This is a genomic window from Flavobacterium rhamnosi (genome assembly GCF_048286515.1).
Lineage (GTDB): Bacteria > Bacteroidota > Bacteroidia > Flavobacteriales > Flavobacteriaceae > Flavobacterium.
On sequence record NZ_JBLVPS010000020.1, the window covers coordinates 59,413 to 83,430 of the forward strand.

16 protein-coding genes and 1 pseudogene are annotated in these 24,018 nt (G+C 34.9%); 13 read left to right on the forward strand and 4 right to left on the reverse strand.

The genetic code is table 11. From position 1 onward, the window contains the following. Positions 1-17: 17 nt before the first annotated feature. From ACNQGN_RS14845 to ACNQGN_RS14900, 12 genes are all read left to right on the forward strand, one after another. A complete protein-coding gene (locus ACNQGN_RS14845; RefSeq protein ID WP_417988608.1) occupies positions 18-1,208 on the forward strand; it encodes an MFS transporter in 1,191 nt (396 codons plus the stop codon). 32 nt (positions 1,209-1,240) lie between these two features. Continuing rightward, positions 1,241-2,413, forward strand: coding sequence for an aromatic ring-hydroxylating oxygenase subunit alpha (locus ACNQGN_RS14850; protein ID WP_417988609.1), 1,173 nt, complete (start codon positions 1,241-1,243; stop codon positions 2,411-2,413). An 84-nt stretch (positions 2,414-2,497) separates the two neighbouring features. Continuing rightward, a complete protein-coding gene (locus ACNQGN_RS14855; RefSeq protein WP_417988610.1) occupies positions 2,498-4,981 on the forward strand; it encodes a glycoside hydrolase family 31 protein in 2,484 nt (827 codons plus the stop codon). Between the two features lie 77 nt (positions 4,982-5,058). Beyond that, the gene (locus ACNQGN_RS14860) at positions 5,059-5,871 is read left to right on the forward strand and encodes a phytanoyl-CoA dioxygenase family protein (protein WP_417988611.1); all 813 of its coding nucleotides are present in this window, start codon (positions 5,059-5,061) and stop codon (positions 5,869-5,871) included. 10 nt (positions 5,872-5,881) lie between these two features. Then, positions 5,882-6,700: a sugar phosphate isomerase/epimerase family protein gene (locus ACNQGN_RS14865; RefSeq protein ID WP_417988612.1), complete on the forward strand. Its 819-nt coding sequence runs from the start codon at positions 5,882-5,884 to the stop codon at positions 6,698-6,700. Between the two features lie 16 nt (positions 6,701-6,716). Beyond that, positions 6,717-7,151, forward strand: coding sequence for a DoxX family protein (locus ACNQGN_RS14870; RefSeq protein WP_417988613.1), 435 nt, complete (start codon positions 6,717-6,719; stop codon positions 7,149-7,151). A 48-nt stretch (positions 7,152-7,199) separates the two neighbouring features. Further along, positions 7,200-9,416 (forward strand): beta-glucosidase BglX, encoded by a 2,217-nt coding sequence (gene bglX, locus ACNQGN_RS14875; protein WP_417988614.1) that lies wholly within the window; start codon positions 7,200-7,202, stop codon positions 9,414-9,416. Between the two features lie 71 nt (positions 9,417-9,487). Continuing rightward, positions 9,488-10,720, forward strand: coding sequence for a C4-dicarboxylate transporter DctA (gene dctA / locus ACNQGN_RS14880; protein WP_417988615.1), 1,233 nt, complete (start codon positions 9,488-9,490; stop codon positions 10,718-10,720). 125 nt (positions 10,721-10,845) lie between these two features. Further along, entirely contained in the window at positions 10,846-11,520 is a 675-nt protein-coding gene (locus ACNQGN_RS14885) for a GDSL-type esterase/lipase family protein (RefSeq protein WP_417988616.1), read from the forward strand. Between the two features lie 55 nt (positions 11,521-11,575). Continuing rightward, a complete protein-coding gene (locus ACNQGN_RS14890; protein ID WP_417988617.1) occupies positions 11,576-13,588 on the forward strand; it encodes a glycoside hydrolase family 2 protein in 2,013 nt (670 codons plus the stop codon). Positions 13,589-13,602: 14 nt separating this feature from the next. After that, the gene (locus ACNQGN_RS14895; protein ID WP_417988618.1) at positions 13,603-15,525 is read left to right on the forward strand and encodes a discoidin domain-containing protein; all 1,923 of its coding nucleotides are present in this window, start codon (positions 13,603-13,605) and stop codon (positions 15,523-15,525) included. A 60-nt stretch (positions 15,526-15,585) separates the two neighbouring features. Beyond that, on the forward strand, positions 15,586-17,526 hold the full coding sequence (locus ACNQGN_RS14900; RefSeq protein ID WP_417988619.1) for a family 43 glycosylhydrolase: 1,941 nt from the start codon (positions 15,586-15,588) through the stop codon (positions 17,524-17,526). Positions 17,527-17,854: 328 nt separating this feature from the next. On the opposite strand, the gene ACNQGN_RS14905 is transcribed toward ACNQGN_RS14900, so the two are convergent. Next, a complete protein-coding gene (locus tag ACNQGN_RS14905) occupies positions 17,855-19,117 on the reverse strand; it encodes an OmpA family protein (protein WP_417988620.1) in 1,263 nt (420 codons plus the stop codon). A 225-nt stretch (positions 19,118-19,342) separates the two neighbouring features. On the opposite strand from ACNQGN_RS14905, the gene ACNQGN_RS14910 reads away from it, so the two are divergent. After that, on the forward strand, positions 19,343-22,093 hold the full coding sequence (locus ACNQGN_RS14910; protein ID WP_417988621.1) for an AsmA family protein: 2,751 nt from the start codon (positions 19,343-19,345) through the stop codon (positions 22,091-22,093). 70 nt (positions 22,094-22,163) lie between these two features. Here ACNQGN_RS14910 and ACNQGN_RS14915 read toward each other — a convergent pair whose 3' ends face one another. The 3 genes and pseudogenes from ACNQGN_RS14915 to ACNQGN_RS14925 all read right to left on the reverse strand — a co-directional run. Then, positions 22,164-22,934 carry a ThuA domain-containing protein gene (locus ACNQGN_RS14915; protein ID WP_417988622.1) on the reverse strand — a complete coding sequence of 257 codons (771 nt, stop codon included), beginning with the start codon at positions 22,932-22,934 and terminating at the stop codon, positions 22,164-22,166. Between the two features lie 184 nt (positions 22,935-23,118). After that, the gene (locus ACNQGN_RS14920; RefSeq protein WP_417988623.1) at positions 23,119-23,451 is read right to left on the reverse strand and encodes a YegP family protein; all 333 of its coding nucleotides are present in this window, start codon (positions 23,449-23,451) and stop codon (positions 23,119-23,121) included. Positions 23,452-23,777: 326 nt separating this feature from the next. Continuing rightward, positions 23,778-23,906 (reverse strand): annotated as a pseudogene (locus ACNQGN_RS14925) (alpha-ketoglutarate-dependent dioxygenase AlkB); the annotation flags it as partial. Between the last annotated feature and the right edge of the window lie 112 nt (positions 23,907-24,018).

Sequence of the window (24,018 nt, forward strand, 5' to 3'; positions counted from 1 at the left end):
AAGCAGTACAAATTTTTATGAAAATCAGCCAGGCAAATAGACTTCGAATACTATACTTTTTAGTGTTTTGCTGTACAGCATCATGGCTTCCTATTTTTGCGGAATATCTAAAAGACCAGGGTATTTCTGGTTTTCAAACCGCAGCGATATTGAGTATTTTACCAGTACTAATGTTTTTAATTCAACCTTTCTATGGTGGCCTGGCAGATCGATTGGGCTTTAAAAAGTGTCTTTTATGGTCGTCGTTATGCTGTGCAATTACCTATCTGCTTTATTATTTTAATGGACAAACGTTTTTAACTTTGTCAATTGTAACGGCTTGTATGGCATTGTTTTATAATTCGATTCAGCCTTTACTTGATAGTCTTTCTTTAGAGCTTTCTGAAAAGAATCCTAGTTTTTCTTATGGTTCTTTGCGAATTGCGGGAGCTGCAGGTTGGTCGTTTATGGGATTGGTCGTTGGTCAGTCGATAGATATGTCAGATACGAGTGTGATTTTTGCATTTTCTGCGGCAAGCATGTTTTTAACTTTTTTATTTTGTTTTGGTTTAGATACCAATATGCGCCATGCAAAAACTTCCAGAGAGAAAAAACGAATTCCTAAAGAAGTAGTAACCGATCGCAATTTATTGTTAGTGCTTTTTTTGGTTGTTTTAGTTTCTATGAGCGCCACCCCTATATGGTATTACTATTCACTATACATGAAGGAGATGGGAGCATCATCAGTTACTGTAGGGGTAGGTTTGTCTTTTCAAGGATTGTGTGAGTTGCCGTTTTTTTATTTTTCGGCCAAAATTATTCAACGATTGGGGTTTAAGGGTACACTTTTGCTGACAATAGGAGCTACAATTATTCGCTTGTTTCTCTACAGTTTTATAAAGAATCCATATTTAGCAATTCCTATTGAGTTGCTGCATGGTTTGTCCTGGTCATTATTTTGGGTTGTTTGTGTTGAATATACCAATGCATTAGTACCTGAAAATTGGCGTGCGACCGGCCAATCGTTATTATATGCTGCCTATTTTGGCGTAGGAACGATAATGGGCAATTTTTTAGTTGGATCCTTTCAGGATTCAAAATATACTATTTCAAAAATATTTGCCATAAGCGGCATATTGGTAGTTGTAGCGTTTGTAATAGCGTGGCTGTTTTTAAAAGATAAAAACAAAGAGGAAATCGTCCATTTGCAAACCACACAAAACCAATAATTAAATTAAAATACGAATCAAATTCCTAAAATATGAATCCTAAATTACAACAACTTTTGCAAAATTACCGTTCAGGTTACACCCTGGAACAAGATTTTTATTTGGATCAAGAGCTTTTTGATATTGAATTTGATAAAATATGGAAGGGTTACTGGCTTTTTGCAGGTACTACTGCTGAAATCCCGAAATCCGGGGATTATATTACGTATCAAGTTGGAAAGGAATCAATTATTATCATCCGTGATGGCAATCATTTTTTTGCTCATTACAATACGTGCAGGCATCGTGGTTCACTGATTTGTCTTGAAAAAAAAGGGAATGCTCCCAAACTCCTTTGTCCGTATCACCAATGGGTTTATAACAAAGACGGATCCTTATTTAAAGCGCGTTTGATGCCTGAAGATTTCGATAAAAAAGAGCATGGACTGAAAGCTGTTCATTTAAAAACAATCGAAGGCTTTATTTTTATCTCTTTGGCAGATAGTCCACCTGATTTTTCACAAGTAGAAAATGATTTTAAAACCTATTTAAAGCCATTTCAGGTGGATAAAGCTAAAGTTGCTTTTCAAAAAAGCTATGAATTGCGAACCAATTGGAAACTTATTGCCGAAAATTTCAGGGAATGCTATCATTGCGGTCCGGCACATCCTGAATATTGTGAAGCTGTAATAGGAGCCGATTTGAGAGATTCCGTTGCTGAAATACTACAAGAGAAGCAAGCAATTTGGAAACAAAAAGGATTGTGTGTTGAAAACATTGATTTTAAAGAGGATTCTTTTCATTTTGCGGTCCGTTATCCCTTGCGTTCAGAAGTGTTAAGTTATAGCTTAGATGGGAAAGCAATTTCAAAACCGATGGGAGAACACCAGGATTATGATGCGGGAGTTTTAGGATTGGTTACTTATCCAAATTTTTGGATGGATGCTGTCAGTGATTATATCTGGACAATGCGTGTTACGGCCGTAAGCCCTTCAAAAACCATTATAGATTTGAACTGGCTGGTAGACCAGGATGCAACTGAAGGCATCGATTATACTTTAGATCGATTAACCGAGTTTTGGAAAATTACAGGCGAACAAGATTGGGCGTTATGCGAGAATAATTTTAGTGGTATCGAATCCTCGCAGTATAAATCGGGGCCCTATGCACCAGCTGAAAGCGAAGTGGTCAAGTTTGTAGATTGGGTTATAAATAAGATAAAGTAGTTTTTTTTAATGTTTTAAGTCGAACAGAACAAGTAGGAGCACTTAAACGAAAATGATAATTTAAATAATTAATTAATGTTACAAATGAATAAGCATAAAATATTGATTCTGTTTTTAATGCTCTCTTTGAAAGGTTTTTCACAAAACGGTTCATTGGGAAAAATAACTTCTTTCGAAAAAACAAAAAACGGAATTGAAGGAAAAACACAAAACGAAATTTTTGAAATCTCGGTATATTCTGAAAATGTAATCAGAGTTCAAATCTCTAAAAACAAGAAAATTGATGATTTTTCGTATGCATTAGTTTCTAATGAGAATCCAAATTTCAATGATTTTACAATAGATGACTCTTCAAATACGATTTTCCTTTCAACAAAATCATTAAAAGTTGAAATAGAAAAAGCTCCTTTTTTCAGGATTACTTTCAAAGATAAAAATGGTGTTGTTCTGAACGAAGATCTATCCGGGAATGGACTTGGAACGACTTTTATTGGCGACAAAACTACAGTTTATAAAAAGCTCCAAGAAGGGGAACGTTTTGTGGGAATGGGAGAATCTTTGGGGAATTTAGACCGAACAGGTACTGTAATTACAACTTGGAATACCGATAATTACAAATACGACAATGAAAAAATTCCAATGTATATCAGTATTCCTTTTTATATGGGGATTTTAAAAGAAAAGGTTTACGGAATTTTTTATGATAATTCATATAGAGGAACTTTTAATTTTGGGGCTTCAAACACTCGTTTTTCATCTGTAAGTTTTGATGGTGGAGACATGGATTATTTTTTCATACATGACAATAATTTAGGAAAAGTTCTGGATCATTATTCCTCTTTAACCGGTAGAATGCCTTTGCCTCCAAAATGGAGTATTGGTTATCATCAATCGCGTTGCAGTTATTACCCGGAAGATCAGGTGATGTTCATCGCGAAATCTTTTAGAGATAAAAAAATCCCGCTAGATTGTATTGTTCTGGACGCGGATTATTTACAAGAGTACGAGCCTTTTCGTATAAATACCAAGCGATTTCCGGATATGAAAGGAATGGCCAGTAAATTATTTAAAGACGGAATTGAACTTACTGCTTCGGTAAATCCAGGAATCAAAATTGATCCTACCTATGATGCGTATAATGACGGATTGAAAAAAGACATTTTTCTTCGATATACCGATGGGGAACTCTATAAATCCGATATTTATCCTAACATGAATCATTATCCTGATTTTACCAATCCAAAATCAAGAAATTGGTGGGTCGATCAAATGAAAATTTATCAGGATCTGGGAATTAATGGATATTGGAATGATATGAACGAACCCGCAATTGGAGGCCAGTCCATGCCTGATAATGTCGTTTTTGATTTTGATGGAAGAAAAGCAACACAATTGGAAGCCCACAATTTATATGGTTATTTAATGGCGCGTTCTTCTTTTGAATCTTTCCAAAAATATGGAGGAAATAAAAGACCTTTTGTAATGACACGTTCTGCTTTTGCCGGAGTGCAACGGTATGCTACCGTTTGGAGTGGCGACAATCAAGCCAAAGATGAACATATTTTGCTAGGTGTTTTGCTAAACAATCAAATGGGGCTTTCGGGATTGCCTTTTGTAGGTCCGGATTTAGGAGGCTATACTGGTGATGCTACCAAGGACATGTACAAACGATGGGTAGAAGTTGGTGTATTTTCTCCTTTTTTACGCAACCACAGAGAACAGTTTGCTGCCGCCAATGAGCCGTGGTCGTATGGTGAAGAGGCAGAGGCCATTTCTAAAACGTATATCGAGTTTCGATACAGAATGATGCCCTACATGTATTCTAAATTTTATGAAGCATCCAAAACCGGAATGCCAATTGCCAGAAGTTTATGCATTGATAGTCCTTTTGACAGCACTGTTTATAACTTGAATTACCAATATCAATTCCTTTTTGGAGATGCGTTTTTAATAGCTCCATTGACCAGTAAAGAAAAGTCAAAAGTCATTTATTTCCCAAAATCAAAATGGTATAATATTTATACGGACGAGGTAACCGAGGGAAATCAAGAGTTGCTGAAAGATTTCGCAATTTTCAATTTGCCACTCTATGTAAAAGAGTCTTCCATTATTCCTCTACAAAGTGTTACACAGTCTACAAAAGAGAAACCTACTGAGATTTTATATCTGCATGTTTATAATGGAACTTTTGAAAATCAATTTGAATATTATGAAGATGATGGAGCTACATTAAATTATGAGAGCAAGCTTTTTAACAAACGAATCATGGAGTTTAAACCAACTGATAAAGCGTTGGTTCTGAAAAAAGTTGAAGGGACTTATGTTTCGGATTTTAAAAAAATAAAAGTGATATTACATGGTTTTAAGGATACTGTTTCGCCTAAAATAAATGGAAAAAAAATAGTTACAAAAATTGAAGCTGTGAAATTAATTGATCCACTAGAACATTTGGAAGATGTTTATTTTGATTCTAATTTTTATAAAGGATTGAAAGAGAAAGATAAAATGAAAGCCCAACAAACATTTGAAATTGATAATTCTACCGACGAAATAAAAATAAACTGGTAAAAAAAAACAAAAAAAACATATTGATTTTCAGTGTGTTATAAATAGATGTATAAAATAATTTATAAAAAATAAAAAAAATGAAATCATTTCAATTAACGAAAGAACAAATAGCAAATTACGATAGGGATGGTTATGTTATCTGTAAAGAATTTTTGTCCCAGGCTGAGGCGGAAAAATTGTATTCTTCTGCAATTGCAGACGACGTAATGATCAATAACGCTTTTGATTTGGATGATCAGCAGGGAAAAAAAACAAAATTGTCACTCTGGTATACACCAGGTGATGATGTTTATGGATTTCATGCCCGAAGTGAGCGAATTATAGATGCCGTTGATTCCTTGCTGGAGGGGAATTCAGAGGTTTGCCATTTTCATACAAAACTAATGCAAAAAGAGCCAAGAATTGGAGGCGCCTGGGAATGGCATCAAGATTATGGCTATTGGTATAAAGATGAATTTTTATTTCCAAATCAACTTATTTCTGTAATGACAGCTATTACGGAGGCCACCAAAGAAAATGGTTGTTTACAGGTACTCAAAGGATCTCATAAAACCGGAAGATTTGAACATCTTTTTGTGGGGGAACAACGCGGTGCAGATATGCACTATGTTAATCTCGCTCTAAAGCATTTTGAATTGGTTTATGTAGAACTTAAACCAGGCGATGTATTAATTTTTCATTCCAATTTATTGCACACATCGGCTTCAAATGATTCGGATAATGCCCGCTGGTCGTTAATATCGTGTTATAACAGAGCTTCGAATATTGGCTATAATATTCAGAGTCAATCTGCAATGACTCCTATCAAAAAAGTACCAAATAATGCACTTTTGGAATGGGAAAGTACCGGTTTGAGCTCCGATAATGAATTTAAAGAAAGTGGGGTATAAAATCAGTCAAATGGAAATATTATTTTTTAGCAGCATGTGGGGAATGGAGGATTTAACACTTAAAGAAACGCTGAGTCGTATAAAAAATACAGGTTTTGATGGTGTTGAATACGGTACTTTTTTAGAAAAAAAATCAGCTGACGAATTTATTGCAATAGCAAATGATTTGGGATTGAAAATTATTGGGCAGCAGCACAAAGCGGATGGTAAAACTTTTGAGGAATATAAATCAAATTTTATTGATCATCTTTATTTATTGTCAAATCAAAGGCCCCTTTTTATTAATTCTCAAACAGGAAAAGATTATTATACTTTCGATCAAAACGCTGAATTAATTGAAATTGCAGAAAGCATACAATCGGAAACGGGAATTCCTATAGTTCATGAAACGCATAGGGGTAAATTTCCATTTTGCATAAAAGATACCATACAATACATTAAAAGGTACCCTGACTTGAGATTCACGGCAGATTTTTCCCATTTTTGTGTTGTATCGGAGAGTTTCTTAGAGGAACAAGAAGAAGAGTTGAAAGAGATAATTTTGCGTTCCGATCATATTCACGCTAGGGTAGGACACACACAGTCACCTCAAGTCACAGATCCAAGAATAAAACATTGGCAGTATGCTTTAGAAAAACATTTAAATTGGTGGGATGAAATTATAAATCATCATACACAAAAACAATCAAGAGTGCTTACTATAACTCCGGAATTTGGTGCCGAGCCCTATATGACCTTGGCACCAGAAACTAATGAGCCAATTGCAAATCAATGGGATATTAATGTTTATATGATGGATTTGTTGAAAAAAAGATACAATTTAAACTAAACTAAAATAATAAGCGATGCCGAATACCGTTCAAAATGATAAGAAATCGTTATTTTCCTCAAGACCATTACAAGGAACAGAGAGTGTTTACGCTGCAATAAGAATTATTGTAGGATTATTGATGGCATATCATGGTTTAGAAATTTTTGACGCCAAGCTGATGATTGATTATTCCATGTGGGATCAATTCAAAGGAGTACCCAGTCCACTAGTTATCGTTTACATTGGAAAAGCATTGGAGCTGGTTACCGGTATGTTTTTCGTTTTGGGAATTTTTACAAGAATTTCGGCTGTACTGATAACTATTAATATGCTCGTAATTTGTTTCTTTATCGGAAATGGAAAATTTTGGTACGAAGACCAACATCCCTTTCTTTTTGCTTTGATCTCACTTTTGTTTTTCTTCAAAGGCTCTGGAAAATGGGCTATAGACAACAAATTAGGGAAATAGGATCCCAAAATAGTTACACTAAATCAACATTTATAAAAAATAAATTGCATGAAACTCATTTTTAAAATCTTCATTTTTCTAAGTATTTTCAAAAGTTACGGACAAGAATCTGAAAAATTTGTTGCTGACCTAATGTCCAAAATGACTTTGGAAGAAAAAATAGGACAACTCAATCAATATTCAGGTGAGTGGGCACACACAGGACCTGTTACAAAAGATGGTGAAAAACAAACACAAATTAAAATGGGTTTGGTTGGTTCGATGTTGAATGTTACTACAGTAAAACATACTACCGATTTGCAAAAAATGGCAATGCAAAGTCGTTTAAAAATCCCATTATTATTTGGTCAAGATGTTATTCATGGATTCAGAATCAATTATCCTATTCCTCTTGCAGAAGTTGCCAGTTGGGATATTTCCGCAATTGAAAAATCAGCCCGATATGCTGCCGTAGAAGCGTCGGCTTATGGAGTACACTGGACATTTGCTCCAATGGTTGATATCAGTAGAGATCCACGTTGGGGAAGAGTTATGGAAGGAGCTGGAGAAGATACTTTTCTAGGTGTTCAGGTCGCTAAAGCCAGAGTAAAAGGATTTCAAGGAAATGGTTTGGGAAACACAGATGCGGTTATGGCCTGTGCCAAACATTTTGCCGCTTACGGTGCAGCAGTAGGAGGAAGAGACTATAATTCGGTTGATATGAGTCTTCGTCAACTGTACGAAACGTATTTGCCACCTTTTAAAGCTGCAATAGATGCCGGAGTGGGAACTTTAATGAATGCATTTAATGATTTAAATGGAGTTCCTGCAACGGGAAATAAATTTTTGCAACGTGAAGTTTTGAAAAAACAATGGAATTTCAATGGTTTTGTTGTTAGCGACTGGGGAAGTATTGGAGAAATGATTCAACATGGATTTGTAAAAGATAATTACCAAGCGGCGAAAATAGCCATTGAAGCGGGAAGCGACATGGATATGGAAAGCAGAAGTTATAAGAATCATTTGGCTCAATTGGTAAATGAAGGTAAGGTCGATATTAAACTTGTTGATGATGCCGTTAGAAGAATTTTATTGAAGAAATATGAGTTAGGATTATTTAAAGATCCTTTTAAGTTTTCCAATCAAAAACGAGAAGATTTACAGTTTAACAATCCGGTGCATCGAAAACATGCAAGAGTTATTGGTGCAAAAAGTATAGTACTTCTAAAAAATAAAAAACAACTGCTGCCATTGTCAAAAAAGACAAAAAACATTGCGTTAATAGGTCCTTTCGGGAAAGCTGTTTCCGAAAATTTAGGTTTTTGGTCTACTTCCTGGCCAGATGATAAGACTACGATTGTTTCTCAATTTCAAGGAATAAAAAATCAGATGGAGGCAAACTCAAATCTTATTTACGCCAAAGGCTGTAATGTAAATGATCAGGATAAGTCACAGTTTAAGGAAGCAATTGAAGCAGCAAAAAGTGCAGATATAGTTATTATGACCTTGGGAGAAGCACATGATATGAGTGGTGAAGCCAAAAGTAGAAGTTCATTACAATTACCTGGAGTTCAGGAGGAATTATTAAAAGAAATCCATAAAACAGGAAAGCCTATCGTTCTTTTGATTAATGCAGGAAGACCTCTTGTTTTCAATTGGGCGGCAGATAATATTGAAACTATTGCTTATACGTGGTGGTTGGGTAGCGAGGCTGGAAATGCAATTGCCGATGTTGTGTTTGGAAATTACAATCCAGCAGGGAAACTGCCAATGTCTTTTCCTCGAAGCGAAGGACAAATTCCGATTTATTATAATTATTACAATACAGGCAGACCCGCAGCAAATGAAAATGAAACGAGTTACGTATCTGCTTATACTGATTTGCAAAACAGCCCGAAATATCCTTTTGGATACGGTTTAAGCTATACTACTTTTGAGTACTATAATTTAAAATTATCAAAAAAGAAAATTAATAGTACGGAGAAAATTGAAGTTTCATTGGATATAATAAATACGGGAAAATACGCAGGTGAAGAAGTGGTGCAAATGTATTTGAGAGACCAAGTGGGTTCGGTTGTCAGACCAGTAAAAGAATTGAAAGGGTTTGAAAAAATCAAACTTAATGCAGGAGAAACGAAAACAGTGAAGTTCATCATCGATGATAAATTACTGTCATTTTATAACGATACTCTGGAATACAAATCAGAACCAGGTGATTTCGATTTGATGATTGGTTCCTCATCTGAAGATATTAGAGTCAAAGACTCCTTTGAATTGCTAAAATAGAACTATATTGTTATAAAAAAATACGCCTGGGTTTTTAGGAACTGTAGGCGTGAATTAAATTAGTATTTATAATGAAAAAAATCCTGACAAATCTTACCACCTGGGTTTTAGTAGCGATAATTTCTGGGGCAATTTTAGGGCATTTTATGCCTGAAACAGCAACGAAAATGCAACCATTGGGTACTTATTTTATAAACGTTATAAAAGTATTTATCAATCCAATAATATTTCTGACAATTTCTCTTGGAATCAGTGGAATGGGAAGTCTAAAACAAGTGGGAAGAGTAGGTGGTAAAGCGTTATTATACTTTGAAATCGTTACTACAATCGCGCTTTTAATTGGCGTTGCAGTTACCTGGATTATTCAACCCGGCAGCGGGGTTGCGGCTGTTGTGGCTCAAAACGAAGAAATTTCAAAATACACGACCAGTGCAGAAAATTTTAGTTTATTGAATTTTTTAAAAAGCAATATAACCATCCAGGTGTTATTGTTTTCTATCCTTTTCGGGATTTTTCTAAATAAGTATAAGAACAGCGACAGAATTAAAAAGGTTCTAACTTTTTTATCAAAATATGTTTTTAAAGCGCTTCATTTTGTAATGTTTTTCGCTCCAATTGGTGCTTTCGGCGGGATTGCATATACCATTGGAAAATTCGGAATTGCTACTATGATTCCGTTAGCAAAACTGATGCTGACGGTTTATATCACAATGGCATTGTTCGTTTTCGCTATATTAGGGTTTATGCTTCGCTATTATAAAGTCAGCATCCTGCAATTTTTGAATTATATAAAGGAAGAATTATTAATTGTTTTAGGAACTTCATCATCAGAATCGGCATTACCCTCTTTAATGGAGAAACTAGAAAAAATGGGATGTTCAAAATCGGTAGTCGGATTGGTTGTTCCTGCTGGATATTCCTTTAATTTAGATGGTACAACTATTTATTTATCGATGTCAGTTTTGTTTTTAGCACAAGTTTATAATATCGATTTGAGTTGGGCACAAATAGGCACAATTGTAGGAGTTCTTATGATAACATCCAAGGGAGCTGCTGGAGTTACAGGGAGTGGATTTATAGTTTTAGCATCAACACTTTCTGCTGTAAAAGTCATCCCTATAGAAGGATTGGCTTTACTTCTTGGTGTTGACCGGTTCATGAGCGAAGCGCGATCTATCACTAATTTTATAGGAAATGGCGTGGCAACAATTTTTCTGTCCAATAATGAAAAAGAATTTGACAGAGAAAAAATGAAAGCTGCGTTTTCAAAAGAAGTCTATGAATACAATGTAAATGAATTATAATTTATGAAATGCCCTGCTTTTTTTGTAGCGGCTTCGAATAAACCAACGCTACAACTACAGTCAATGTTATGCATCCCTTATTTTAAAATAAACAACAAATACCACAATTATTTTAGTGCCCTATTATGAGAAAATTACTTCCTTTATTTATACTGTTCATTTCTTTCATTCAATGTATAGCGCAAGAAAAGCCTTTTTACAACGATATTAAAAAATTTCAAAACCAAGATCTTATTAATACTCCTCAAAAAGATATTATACTTTTTATAGGCAGTTCCACATTTACACTCTGGGGAGATAACCTTCGGAAAGATTTTGGAAACGGTAAGATCGTAAATCGAGCATTCGGAGCTTCTACTTTATTAGATTTAATAGGATATGAAAATGAGATATTATTTGCATATCAACCTAAAAAAATAATTATTTATTGCGGAGAGAATGATATTGCAAACGAATTTCCTAAGGTAAAAGGAAAGGAAGTTGCCAAAAGATTCCAAAAACTGTTTCAAGATATCCGATACAAATTCCCAAATACTCCTGTAGTTTATCTGTCGATAAAACCAAGTTCGTCTCGTTGGAAAATGAGGAACGAAATGCGCAATGCAAATAAGTGTATTGAGAGTTATTTAAAGAAGCAGCCTAATGGTTATTTTGTCAATAGTTGGAATAGTTTATTAGATAAAAATGGAAAGCCGAATGCTAGTTTATACCTGGAAGATGAATTGCATCTGAACAAAAAAGGGTATAATATCCTGAGGATGTTACTGGAGCAATACGTAAATAGCGATGTTATTAAGTAAAAGATTGAATACCGACCTTTTCCTTTGAAATTTAAAAATATTAATTGTATCACTTATGAAATATTTAAACCAACTATTTCTCTTAACATTGTTCCTGTTTTGTTCCTCTGTCGAATCTCAGGTTCGGACCATTTTGCCATTTAACGATGATTGGAAATTCAGTTTTGTCTATACTTCTTCAAAAGATTATAAAGATAAGATTGTAAACCTTCCTCATACCTGGAATGTTAAAGATCTCGCTTTTGAGCGGACTTCGGCTGTGTATCGTAAAGAATTTCATGCGGAACAAAATTGGTCTGAAAAAAGGGTGTTTGTTTACTTTGAAGGTGTAAATACCGTAGCCAATGTGTTTGTAAATAAAAAATATATTGGAGAACATAAGGGAGGTTATACTGCTTTTGTTTTTGAAATTACCGATATGCTTAAATACGGCGATACTAACAGTATTAATGTGATGGCTTCAAATTCGTACCGTTTAGATGTATTGCCTCTGAATGGTGATTTTAATGTTTTTGGAGGAATTCATCGCCCAGTGAAATTAATTATTACGGATAAAAACTGTATTTCTCCATTGGATTTTGGTTCTTCAGGTGTTTATATCGCAACACAGGAGGTCTCAGAAAAGAATGCTACTATAAAAGTAAAAACCTTGATTTCTGCTAAACAGAAATCAGAGAAACTTAGATTGAAAGCAGTTCTAAAAGAGAACAATGGGAAAATAATAGAACAGCAACTGTCTAAGGTTTCTGATTCGGTTGTTTTTCATCACTTTTCGGTCGCAAAGCCCCATCTTTGGAATGCAATAAAAGATCCCTATCTGTACAAAATGGATATTCAGCTACTCGACGGGGATAAGGTGATTGACCAGGTTTCAGAAAATTTTGGTTTGCGTTCATTTCATGTAGATGCTGATAAAGGATTTTTTTTAAATGGCAAATATTATGACTTATATGGGATGGGTTATCATGAAGATACTTTTGAGCACGCTTCGGCTTACCTTCCGGAGGATTACGAAACTGATGAGCGTTTGTTTACAGAAATAGGAATGACTGCTTTGCGTTTGACGCATTATCCACATGGTAAGCCGATTTATGAATGGGCTGATAAGTACGGAATGGTTCTTTGGACAGAAATCCCATTGATTGGTTTTGGAGGAAATGTTGGTGAAGGATATGTAAACTCTCCCGAATTGAATAAACATATTGAACAAATGCTATTGGAAATGGTGCGTCAGAATTACAATCATCCGAGTGTTTTCTTTTGGGGACTGAAAAATGAACTAACGGTGAACTTTGATAATTCCAACGCGTTTTTAGTAAAGATGAATGGTATAGTTAAAAAAGAAGATCCTACTCGAAAAACCGTTTTGGCAACACATTTGGACACAGGTGCTTTCGAAAATAGTACCGATTTAGTGGCTTGGAATAAATATTTCGGTTGGTATGAAGGCGAACCGGATAATATCGGAAAATGGATGGATAAAAAACATACCCAAATCCCAAATAGACCTATTTCATTGAGTGAATATGGCGCTGGTGCAAGTATTAATTCTCATAGCATAGACTTAAAAAAGCCAATTACTACCGCTAAATTTCACCCAGAAGGCTGGCAAACCTATTTTCATGAAAAGCATTGGAAACAGCTAGTCGAACGTCCCTATATTTGGGGTAAGTTTATTTGGGTTTTTAGCGATTTTTCTTCACATGTAAGAAACGAAGGAGATACTCCCGGAATTAATGATAAAGGCTTGGTTACTTATGATAAAAAAACGAGGAAGGATGCTTTTTATTTCTATAAAGCGAATTGGAATGCAGCGCCAATGGTTTACATCACAGAACGTAGATTTGTTGAGCGGTCGGAAAAAGTAACTGCTATAAAGGTATTTTCAAACTGTGATAAAGTGGAGCTGTACATCAATACTACAAAAATAGGAACAAAATACCCTGATAAATTCAAAACAGTGGTTTGGGAATCTGTTGGACTAGTCAGTGGTAAAAACAAAATTAAAGTCGTTGCATTTAAAGGAAAAGAAAGATACGAAGATACTTGTGTCTGGAGTTTAAAATAATAAAATACAAAAAAATGAATAAGTTATATTTGATACCGATGTTGTTACTTTTAGTTGGATGTAAGATTACAACATCAGAGCCTAAAACCAATTTAATTGGAAAAACCGAATGGTTTGATCCGGATAGAACGGCATCAACGTATTGTAATCCAATCAATATAGGGTACAATTATTCCGCTGAAAATCACAATGGCATTCCTGATTCTCGTCGTTCGAGTGCCGATCCTGTAATTATCACTTATAAAGGGGAATACTATTTATTTGCAACCAATCAAGCGGGATTCTTTTGGAGTAAAGATATGTCGGATTGGAAATTTGTTTATGGCAGTTTTCAACGCCTTCCCGGCGATGATGATCAATGTGCTCCAGCTGCGTGGGTTGTAAATGACACCTTGTTTTACGTAGGTTCCACTTGGAAAAAAGACCATCCTGTTTGGAAAACAGCTGATCCAAAATCGGGTCGATGGGTGCGACATGTCGAGACCGCCATGCTACCAACTTGGGATCCGGCAATTTTTCAGGATGATGACAAAAAAGTCTATATGTACTACGGTTCAAGTGGAAAATTACCGCTTTGTGGCGTAGAAGTAGATTACAAAACATGGTTACCAAAAGGAAATCAGGCCGATTATGAAAAACTGTATGCTGCAACCGAAGTGGAGGATATTCAGAAACCTTATGGTGAAATAAAAGCAGTTGTTACTTTAGATCCGAAAGAACACGGTTGGGAACGTTTTGGACCTAATAATGATGTGGAACCTGCTCCCTGGGGTAATTTTATTGAAGGAGCCTGGATGACTAAACACAACGGGAAGTACTATATGCAATATGGAGCCCCAGGTACTGAATTCAAAGGTTATGCAAATGGGGTTCATGTGGGTGATAGTCCTTTGGGACCTTTTGTTTATCAAAAACACAATCCGATGTCGTATAAACCAGGAGGTTTTGTAATAGGAGCCGGACACGGAAATACTTTTGCCGATATTTATGGTAATTACTGGAATACAGGAACGTGCAAGATTTCGGTAAAAGATCGGTTTGAACGTCGTATTGATATGTTTCCAGCCGGATTCGATAAAGATGGCGTAATGTATTCTAATACATCTTATGGAGATTATCCAACATTGCTTCCAACGCAACAACGTGATCATACAAAAGGATCCGGATCCGGATGGATGTTGCTATCCTACAAAAAGGCTGCTACTGTTTCTTCTCAGGAAGAATGTATGGATATTCGAACGTATCGAGTTGACCATGGCGGGAAAAAAGTGTATGAGAAAATCTGCTACGATGCTAAAAATTTAACTGATGAAGATATCCAGTCGTATTGGTCGGCAAAAACGAGTAAGGCCGGCGAATGGCTACAGATCGATTTGGGAAGAAAAATGAAAATTAATGCGCTGCAGATCAATTATGCAGATCATAAAGCCACCCAATACAACAAGGCGATGGATATTTATTACCAATATAAAATCTTTATGTCTGATGATGCCAAAAATTGGACTTTAGTAGTCGATAAATCTAAAAACGATAAGGATGTTCCTCATGATTATGTAGAATTATCAAAACCAATCGAGGCTCGTTATGTAAAAATGGTAAATATTCACAATGCCTCAGGATTGTTTGCTGTTTCAGATTTCAGAGTTTTTGGAAACGGATTGTCCGAAAAACCAAAATCCGTTGCTGGATTTAAAGTGGACAGAAATTCTACTGACTCGCGCAATGCAATGATTTATTGGGGTATACAATCAGATGCCATTGGCTATAACATTTACTACGGAATTGCGCCTGATAAATTATACAACAGTATAATGGTTTACGATAAAAATTCGTATGACTTCAGAGGTTTAGACAAAGGAACAAACTATTATTTTGCTATTGAAGCTTTTAATGAGAATGGAAAATCAGAATTAAGTAAAATACTAAAAGTCAATTAAAAATATCGAATTATTTACACAAACGGCTTCGTTGATAGTAATTCTTTAAACAACATAAAAATGAAAAAAATAGGAATCATTTCGTTATTGGTATTATTTACATATTGTAGCGGCTATAAAAAAATCGGCTATAGTTCGTATGATAAAAACGAAACTCAAAATAGTATTCTTGGGAAAACAGCTTGGTTCGACCCTAATGTTCCGCAAAATACCTATTGTAACCCAATGAATATAAGCTACACGTATGGTGTAGAGAATCATAATAATATTCCGGAGTCACGCCGTTCTAGTGCAGACCCTGTAATTATTACTTATAAAGGAGACTATTACTTGTTTGCCACTAACCAGGCTGGATTTTATTGGAGTAAGGATATGTCGAATTGGGAGTTTGTTTACGGAAGCTTTCAGCGTCATCCGCATAGCAGTGATATTTGTTGCCCTTCGGCTTTAGTCATGAACGATACTTTGTTTCTTATTGGCCCCGATAAGCACATGCCGATCTGGAAAACAGCAAATCCAAAAGAAGGACGTTGGATTCGTCATGTTGACAGTATTATTCATCCGGCAGGGGATCCTGGTGTCTTTCAGGATGATGACAAAAGACTTTATTCCTATTATGGAACCAGTGGAAAATATCCATTGGTTGCCTGCGAACTGGATTATAAAACCTGGCAACCTATAAAAGCAAAAGATTACGTTCCCCAACCTGTTTCAGAATATACAAATCAGGAAGAAGCTGTCGAATTTGATAAGAAAGGGGTGAAAGAAGTACTATGGATTCGTCCTAAAGAGCACGGCTGGGAGCGTTTCGGCCCTAATAATGATATGGAACCTGCCCCTTGGGGAGATTTTATGGAAGGAGCCTGGATGAATAAATATAAAGGTAAATATTATTTGCAATATGCTGCACCAGGAACAGAGTTCAAAGGCTATGCGAACGGTGTCTATGTTTCAGACAAGCCATTAGGACCGTTTACGTACCAAAAACACAATCCGATGTCTTATAAACCGGGAGGTTTTGTGATTGGTGCTGGCCACGGGAATACGTTTGAAGATTTAAACGGCAATTTTTGGAACACCGGAACCTGCAAAATTTCGATGAAGGATCGTTTTGAACGACGTATAGATATGTTTCCTGCGGGATTTGATAAAGATGGTATTATGTATTCTAATACTTCTTATGGAGATTTCCCTATCACATTGTCCAAAAAGCAACGCGATCATTCAAAGGGAGCATCAGCAGGTTGGATGCTATTGTCCTATAAAAAGCCAGTAAGCGTTTCTTCAATAGATACATGCGCTTCAACCCGAACCCATAGAGTCGATAATCAAGGTAAAAAAGTTTTTGAAAATTTGTGCTTTGGAGGCGAGAATGTAACAGATGAAGATATTCAAACGTGGTGGTCGGCAAAAACAAATAAACCTGGTGAGTGGCTCCAGATTGATTTGGGCAGTAAAATGCAAATTAACGCTTTGCAAGTCAACTATGCGGACCATAAATCGACACAATACAATAAGGCCATGGATATTTACCACCAATATCAAATCTTTGTTTCAGACGATACCCACAACTGGAAATTGGTTGTTGATAAATCAAAAAACGACAAGGATGTTCCTCACGATTATGTTGAATTAACAACATCTATTACTGGGCGATATGTAAAATTGGTTAATGTTCATGCTGCAACGGGATTATTTGCTGTTTCTGATTTTCGTGTTTTTGGAAATGGACGCTCCGAAAGACCAAAATCGGTTACCGGATTCAAAGTGGACAGAAATTCATCAGATCCTCGCAATGCCATGATTCACTGGAACAAGCAATCAGATGCCATTGGACATACTATCTATTACGGAATTAGCCCTGATAAACTATACAACAACATCATGGTTTATGATGGAGATTCGTATGATTTCAGAGGATTAGATAAAGAGACAGAATACTTTTTCAGCATTGAGGCTTTTAATGAGAATGGCGTTTCAGACAGTATTGAAAATAAATAAAGAACTATTTATGTTAAGTATGAAACCGACGACCTCACATTTAAAGAGAAGTATTGGAGATAAAAGTTTTTCCAGTCGAGCATATTTAAACGATCTAATACTGAGTAAAAAAAGATATTAGTAAGATAGTTCGTTTTTTGTACAGTGAAGAATACAAATTGTTTTATAGTATCATTTCAATGCTAGATGCCTTCTTCATAAATGATGTTCGCAAGTTGAATTGAGTACTAATTGGTAGTTGGGACCTCCTTAGAAGGTTCGTAGTACAAATAAAAAAGCCCTAAAAGAAAGAAATTCCTTTAGGGCTTTTTTGATATGAAGAAGTAGATTATTTTACTCTAAAAGTAACTTTTCTAACTAATTTTCTAGCACCGTCTGAATCTTTATTAACAGAAGTGTCTTCACCTGCTGCGATTACATTTAATCTAGATGCAGCAATTTTAGCTTTCACTAAAATGTTTTTCACATTAGTAGCTCTTGCATTAGATAATTTATCATTGTATGCAGATCTTCCTAATTCGTCAGCATGACCAATAATGTCAACTGAAGCAGAAGGATTGTTTCTCAAGTACGTTAAGATAAAATCAATACCTTCAGTAGAAACGTTAGTTGGTTTAGATTTGTCAAAGTCAAAATAAGTAGCAACATAACCACCATTAATTAAACTTTTGATCAATTCGTTATCGTATACACCATTAGCATCACCAGTTTTACTTGCGTAATTTTTCATGATGTAATCTTCTGTTTCGTCAGGAACGTTATTGTTGTTCTTGTCAATTGATCTACCTTTAGTATCTACCATTGCACCAGCAGCAGTATTTGGTTCTTGATCCAAGTAATCAGCTACACCGTCATTGTCAGCATCAAGCATTTTTGTTTCGATAGCTGTAAGTCTGTTGTCAATAACATTGAATCTATCTTCATTGTCAAGAACCCAGTCAGCATGTTTTACATTTTTACCTAAGTAAACTGTAATACCTGCAGTACCGTTAAAAAGGATTCCACCGAAACCTCTAGTATTTGATGAACTAGCTCCGTCAAAAGCCATGTTTTGTTTTGCATTAAGAATTGTTGTAAAATCTCCTGTTAATGAGATTCTGTCAGACAATTTAATTTGACCAGTTAAACCAGCCATGAAGTTACCTATTCTGTCTTTTTTATAAGAAGGATCTTCTCTTTCTAATAAAGACAAACCAACACCAGCATGACCTAATAAGCCAATAGTTTGAGTCCAAGTTTCAAAACTCATGATTCTTCCTAAGTTAGCAACACCTTGTAAGTCTACTCTGTAGTACTTAGTGTCGAAATCAATAGATTCTTTTTCACCTGTGAAACTGTTGTAACCAAAATCAGCTTTCAAACCAAATTTGTTGTTAAACATGTAACGAACACCTAAATCAACAACATAAGGACTTATTAGTGAAGTTGAATAACCTGCACTCATAGGTCTTTGAGGTTTGTTAAAACCGCCAGCTAATTCAACTGACCATTTGTTAAAAGCATCTTCTGTGCTTTTTACAGTTTCTTCTGTTTGAGCACTCATAGTAGTCATAACAGAAGCAAATACTAAAGTAAGTATGATTTTTTTCATTAAATTTTTAAATTAAAATTTCGACAAAAGTAAATTACAGTTTTTAATAAAAAAAATGAGATGCAACTTATATGTAGAATTTGTACTAATATATTTCTTACTAATTTGATTTTGTGATAGTTGCAATAATTTAAAATAGTGTCAAAAACTAATTTGGTTTAAAAAAAACATATTTGATTTTTTGAGTACATTTGTGCCTTTTTTTATCCAATCTAATACTTTTACATGTCCAATAATAAATTTAAAGCGATTACTCTTAAGCTATTAAAATACATAGGAATTACCATTCTCATTATTCTTTCTTTACTGTTCATAACCCCATTAATTTTTTCAGAAAGAATTAAACAAGAAATCAAAAAAGCGGCTAATACTAAACTGAATGGGGAACTGAATTATTCTGATGCAAAGGTTTCGTTTTTTCATCATTTTCCATCTTTAACAATTACGTTAAATGATTTTAAACTCAACGGTTCTGCTCCTTACAAAAAAGAGCGATTTATTACCGCTGAAGAAGTTTCGTTCGGACTAGACGTTTCAAGCCTACTTTTTAGCAATGCTATAAATATTGACCAAATCTATCTGAATCAGTCTTTCATAAATATAAAAGTCAACAAAAATGGAGAAGCAAACTACAATGTGTATATAGCCCCAAAGGAGACACAAAAAAGTGACGGTTCTGAAACCGCTTTAAAACTAGAGAAAATTGAAATAAAAAACAGCCAAATTATTTATGACGATCAATCCACCAAAATTCATTTTGATGCTTTGGGTTTTAATTATCTGGGCAATGGAGATTTAAGTAAAGCTGTTTTTGATTTATACTCTAAAGCAAAAATAGATAGATTAAATATCATTTATGAAAATGAACCCTACTTGATGAATAAAAAAGTAGATGGGGATTTAATCACCAAAGTAAATGTCAATTCATTGTCTTTTATATTTGAGCAAAATGATTTGAAAATTAATAAACTGCCAGTTGATTTCAAAGGAAAATTTGACTTTCTGAAAGATGGTTATAATATGGATTTCGTTGTTAAATCCACCAACAGTAATCTTGAAGATCTATTTACTGCTTTTCCTCCTAAGTACATTACATGGCTCAAAAAAACAGAACTTAAGGGTAAAACTGATTTGTTGCTGACTTTAAAAGGAAAGTATATCGCTTCAGAAAAAAAAGCGCCGAATTTAAATCTCGATTTAAAAATAAGAGATGGTTTTGTAAATTATGACAAAAGTACATTTCCGGTTTCAAATCTGAACCTAGATTTAGCGACACAACTCCCTTCACTTAATCCAGATCTTTTAATAGTGGATGCAAGGAATTTGTCTTTGAACATCGCTAGCGATTATTTGAAAACGAAACTGTATGTAAAAGGAGTAAATAATCCCGAAATTGACGTCATCTTAAAGGCCAAAATTGATTTAGAAAAACTCAATCGCGCGCTTGGAATTCCTGATATAGAAGTAAAAGGAATGCTTACTGGTGAAGGAAAATCAAAAGGAAAATACGATCAAGAAAAACATATTTTTCCAATTACAAACGCAGTTATAAATTTAAAACGCGGCTATTTAAAAACCAAATATTATCCGAATCCCATTACGAATATCAACATTGTTTCGCAAATAACCAATCAAAAGGGAACATTCAGCGACCTTAAAATTGCGCTAAAACCAACACAATTTACCTTTGAAGGCAAACCGGTTTTTCTGGAAGCTGATTTGAATAATTTTGAGGATCTTACCTATGATATCAAAGCCAAAGGAACACTTGATATTAGTAAGATATACAAAGTGTTCTCTCAAAAAGGACTAGACATTGATGGTTCTATCAAAGCTGATTTAGCTTTAAAAGGAAAACAAAGTGATGTCGAAAAAGGCAACTATACTAAACTGTATAACAAAGGCAGACTTGAACTCCGAAACATTCTAGTGGCAAGCGAATACTTGCCAAAGCCATTTCTTATAAAAGAAGGAGTTTTCAAGATCAATCAGGACAAAATGACTTTCAATAATTTTTTGGCGGCCTATGGTCAATCTGATTTCAAAATGAACGGTTATTTAAAAAACGTTTTCAATTTTCTTACTTTGAAAAACAGCGTATTGAAAGGTGTATTTTCACTACATTCAAAATATATCAATGCTGATGAGTTTATGTCAAGTACCGCGAGCACGACCACAATCGCTGTGCCTTCAAAATCAGAAATACCAACTGCAAACCAAGAAACAGGAGTAATTCTGATTCCGTCTAATTTTGATTTGCGATTTCAAGCCAATGCTGAAAAAGTAAATTTTAATGGACTTACGCTCAGCAATGCCAAAGGAGCACTCCAAATGAAAAACGGCAATTTAAGCATGCAAAATACCGGCTTTGCTCTTATTGGTTGTGCCGTTACCATGAATGCCATGTATCGTGGTATCAGCCCGCAAAAAGCCCAATTTGAATATGATATAAAAGCCACTGATTTTGATGTTAAAAGAGCCTACAACGAAATCAAAATTTTCAGAGAAATGGCAAGTGCTGCTGAAAAAGCGCAAGGAACCATATCCTTAGACTATAAACTCAAGGGGAAACTGAATGGGAAGATGGAACCCGTATATCCTTCCTTAATAGGTAATGGAGTTGTCTCTGTAAAAGATATAAAACTATACGGGATGAAAATGTTTAATGCCGTAAGTAAAAAAACCAAGCATGAAGCTATAAACAATCCTGAAATTTCAAAAGTGGATATAAAGACTTCGATTAAGAATAATATTATAACTATCGAGCGTTTTAAATTCAAATTTGCCGGTTTCCGACCAAGAATTGAAGGAAAAACAAGTCTGGATGGAAAACTGAACCTAAAAATGCGATTAGGTTTACCTCCTTTAGGAATTATTGGAGTTCCGTTACTAATCACAGGGAATAAAGACAATCCGAAAATAAAAATCGGGAGAAAATCAGAGGAATTAGAGGAAACGAAAGATACTATTAACTAATTGATTTTATAAATATAAAACGGTCAATCTTATTTCAATTTAACAATAGAAGTCAGTAAAGGACCCGATATTAATCCATAGCATATTTAATGCCGCCTAATACATGTTGTAAAAAAAATGTTTCTTGGTAGCTTTCAGTAGTATGGCCAAGCGCGGTATAGAAAACTTTGCCTCCTCCAAAATTATGATACCATGCCATTGGATGATTATTTTTATTTTTTCCACCGGTATAAGAGGACTCGTCAATATTTATAAGCACATTTAATTCGGGATTTATATTTTTAAAATTATACCATTCGTCTTTTCTCTCCCATACTGCAGGCAGGTGTTTTGTGGATAGATGTTTGTTATCTACAACCACGAGCTTAGCTTTTTGCTGTGCTGGGTGCGATTCAAAACTTGCACCAATCATTTCTACATACCATGGCCAGTTATACTCACAATCCGTTGCAGCATGGACTCCTACAAAACCTCCTCCTTTTTTCATGAAATTTTGGAGTGCCAGTTCTTGTTTTTCTGCCAATACTTTACCTGTTGTGCTTAAGAAAATAACAGCCTGATATCCATTTAATATTTCAGTGTTAATAGCAAGGGAATCTTCTGTTGCATCCACCATAAAATTATTTTCAGCACCTAGTTTTTTAATGGCAGCAATACCCGCCGAAATGCTTTCATGTCTATAGCCGTTCGTTTTGGAATAAATAAGCACTTTTTTTTGTTTTAAAGGATATCCTTTTTCATCATTTTTTTGGAATGAGGCCAAAAGAAATAAGAAAATGCAACAGCTGACCACAGTCATATAGGATAAAATAATATTTTTTTTTGTTCTGAACGTGTTCATTTTTACAAGAAATTTATAATAATTATAGGACAGATTCCTCTCATATCCACAAGGCTATATCAACTTAATCAACTTAATTAAATTTGGCAAATTGGTTTTTTAGAACTTAAATTAGATTCACCCAGTACTTAACGGAGTGAATCTTAATTTAACTAATTACTAAATTGATTTGCAATGAGATTCCTTAGCTTGTCTGATCATCAGTTAAAGCTGATGGTGCATTTGTTTTTACCGACTCAATCCCATTATCTCTAGCAGCTGTACTTTCATACATCTCGCTGTTACCGATAATTTGACCATTGGAGGCTTTCAAATTGAAATACGGTTTTCCGTTTGTAGATGTTTTTTTATCAAATTTAGTATCATCCTGTGAGTTCGTTTTTACAGATTCGATACCATTGAGACAACCTGCTTTTGCAGCATAACCTTCGCTAGCAAGTATTATCTGACCATTAGTAGCTTTTAAATTGAACTGAAACTCTCCGTTAGTTCTGGTGGTAATTACAAATTTTCCCATTCTAGTTTTTGATTAAGTTAAATATTAATTTAATAGTTATTGTTTTATAAAAATATAAAAATTTGTGAAATAAAAGACGTTCTGGTTAGAAGATATTTTTAAAATTAAATAGAACTGTATAGAAAATAAGTTTAGATAGTTAACTGTTTGCCTCTTAATACAGGTAAAAAATGGCTAAAAGTATAAACATTGCTAATACTAGAGAGTTGTGAGAATCGCAACTGCAGGTCGAACTTTTTTGGAGAATTAACCGATATAGCCGTACTATCTTAGCTGGAATGTTATGATAAGGAGTACTACAATGTTTTGTGGTGGTACCAGTCAAATCAGAGTTTCCTGTTTACTCTCCTGAAAGTCAGATTAATTCTTGGCAGGACATCTTTGGCGGTTTTTGGTATCTGATGCTGCCAAAAACTGTTTGTTGTTCCGGCCATGAGAAGGAATGAGCCGTGATTTGACAACTCCTCCAGCTTAAGCGTTGAGGATTCTTGGAAAAAGCTTGCCTCAACAGGCTACTTTAGCTTCCATGAGAAATTGCCCTTTCTCCAAAATATTATTTGCGGCGTT

Excerpts from the sequence above, each read along its gene's own strand:
- bglX (WP_417988614.1), top strand. The coding sequence starts at position 7,200 with ATGAAACTCATTTTTAAAATCTTCATTTTTCTAAGTATTTTCAAAAGT.
- ACNQGN_RS14885 (WP_417988616.1), top strand. The coding sequence starts at position 10,846 with ATGAGAAAATTACTTCCTTTATTTATACTGTTCATTTCTTTCATTCAA.
- ACNQGN_RS14865 (WP_417988612.1), top strand. The coding sequence starts at position 5,882 with ATGGAAATATTATTTTTTAGCAGCATGTGGGGAATGGAGGATTTAACA.
- dctA (WP_417988615.1), top strand. The coding sequence starts at position 9,488 with ATGAAAAAAATCCTGACAAATCTTACCACCTGGGTTTTAGTAGCGATA.
- ACNQGN_RS14920 (WP_417988623.1), bottom strand. The coding sequence starts at position 23,451 with ATGGGAAAATTTGTAATTACCACCAGAACTAACGGAGAGTTTCAGTTC.
- ACNQGN_RS14900 (WP_417988619.1), top strand. The coding sequence starts at position 15,586 with ATGAAAAAAATAGGAATCATTTCGTTATTGGTATTATTTACATATTGT.
- ACNQGN_RS14905 (WP_417988620.1), bottom strand. The coding sequence starts at position 19,117 with ATGAAAAAAATCATACTTACTTTAGTATTTGCTTCTGTTATGACTACT.
- ACNQGN_RS14850 (WP_417988609.1), top strand. The coding sequence starts at position 1,241 with ATGAATCCTAAATTACAACAACTTTTGCAAAATTACCGTTCAGGTTAC.
- ACNQGN_RS14890 (WP_417988617.1), top strand. The coding sequence starts at position 11,576 with ATGAAATATTTAAACCAACTATTTCTCTTAACATTGTTCCTGTTTTGT.
- ACNQGN_RS14910 (WP_417988621.1), top strand. The coding sequence starts at position 19,343 with ATGTCCAATAATAAATTTAAAGCGATTACTCTTAAGCTATTAAAATAC.
- ACNQGN_RS14915 (WP_417988622.1), bottom strand. The coding sequence starts at position 22,934 with ATGAACACGTTCAGAACAAAAAAAAATATTATTTTATCCTATATGACT.
- ACNQGN_RS14855 (WP_417988610.1), top strand. The coding sequence starts at position 2,498 with ATGAATAAGCATAAAATATTGATTCTGTTTTTAATGCTCTCTTTGAAA.
- ACNQGN_RS14870 (WP_417988613.1), top strand. The coding sequence starts at position 6,717 with ATGCCGAATACCGTTCAAAATGATAAGAAATCGTTATTTTCCTCAAGA.
- ACNQGN_RS14860 (WP_417988611.1), top strand. The coding sequence starts at position 5,059 with ATGAAATCATTTCAATTAACGAAAGAACAAATAGCAAATTACGATAGG.
- ACNQGN_RS14895 (WP_417988618.1), top strand. The coding sequence starts at position 13,603 with ATGAATAAGTTATATTTGATACCGATGTTGTTACTTTTAGTTGGATGT.
- ACNQGN_RS14845 (WP_417988608.1), top strand. The coding sequence starts at position 18 with ATGAAAATCAGCCAGGCAAATAGACTTCGAATACTATACTTTTTAGTG.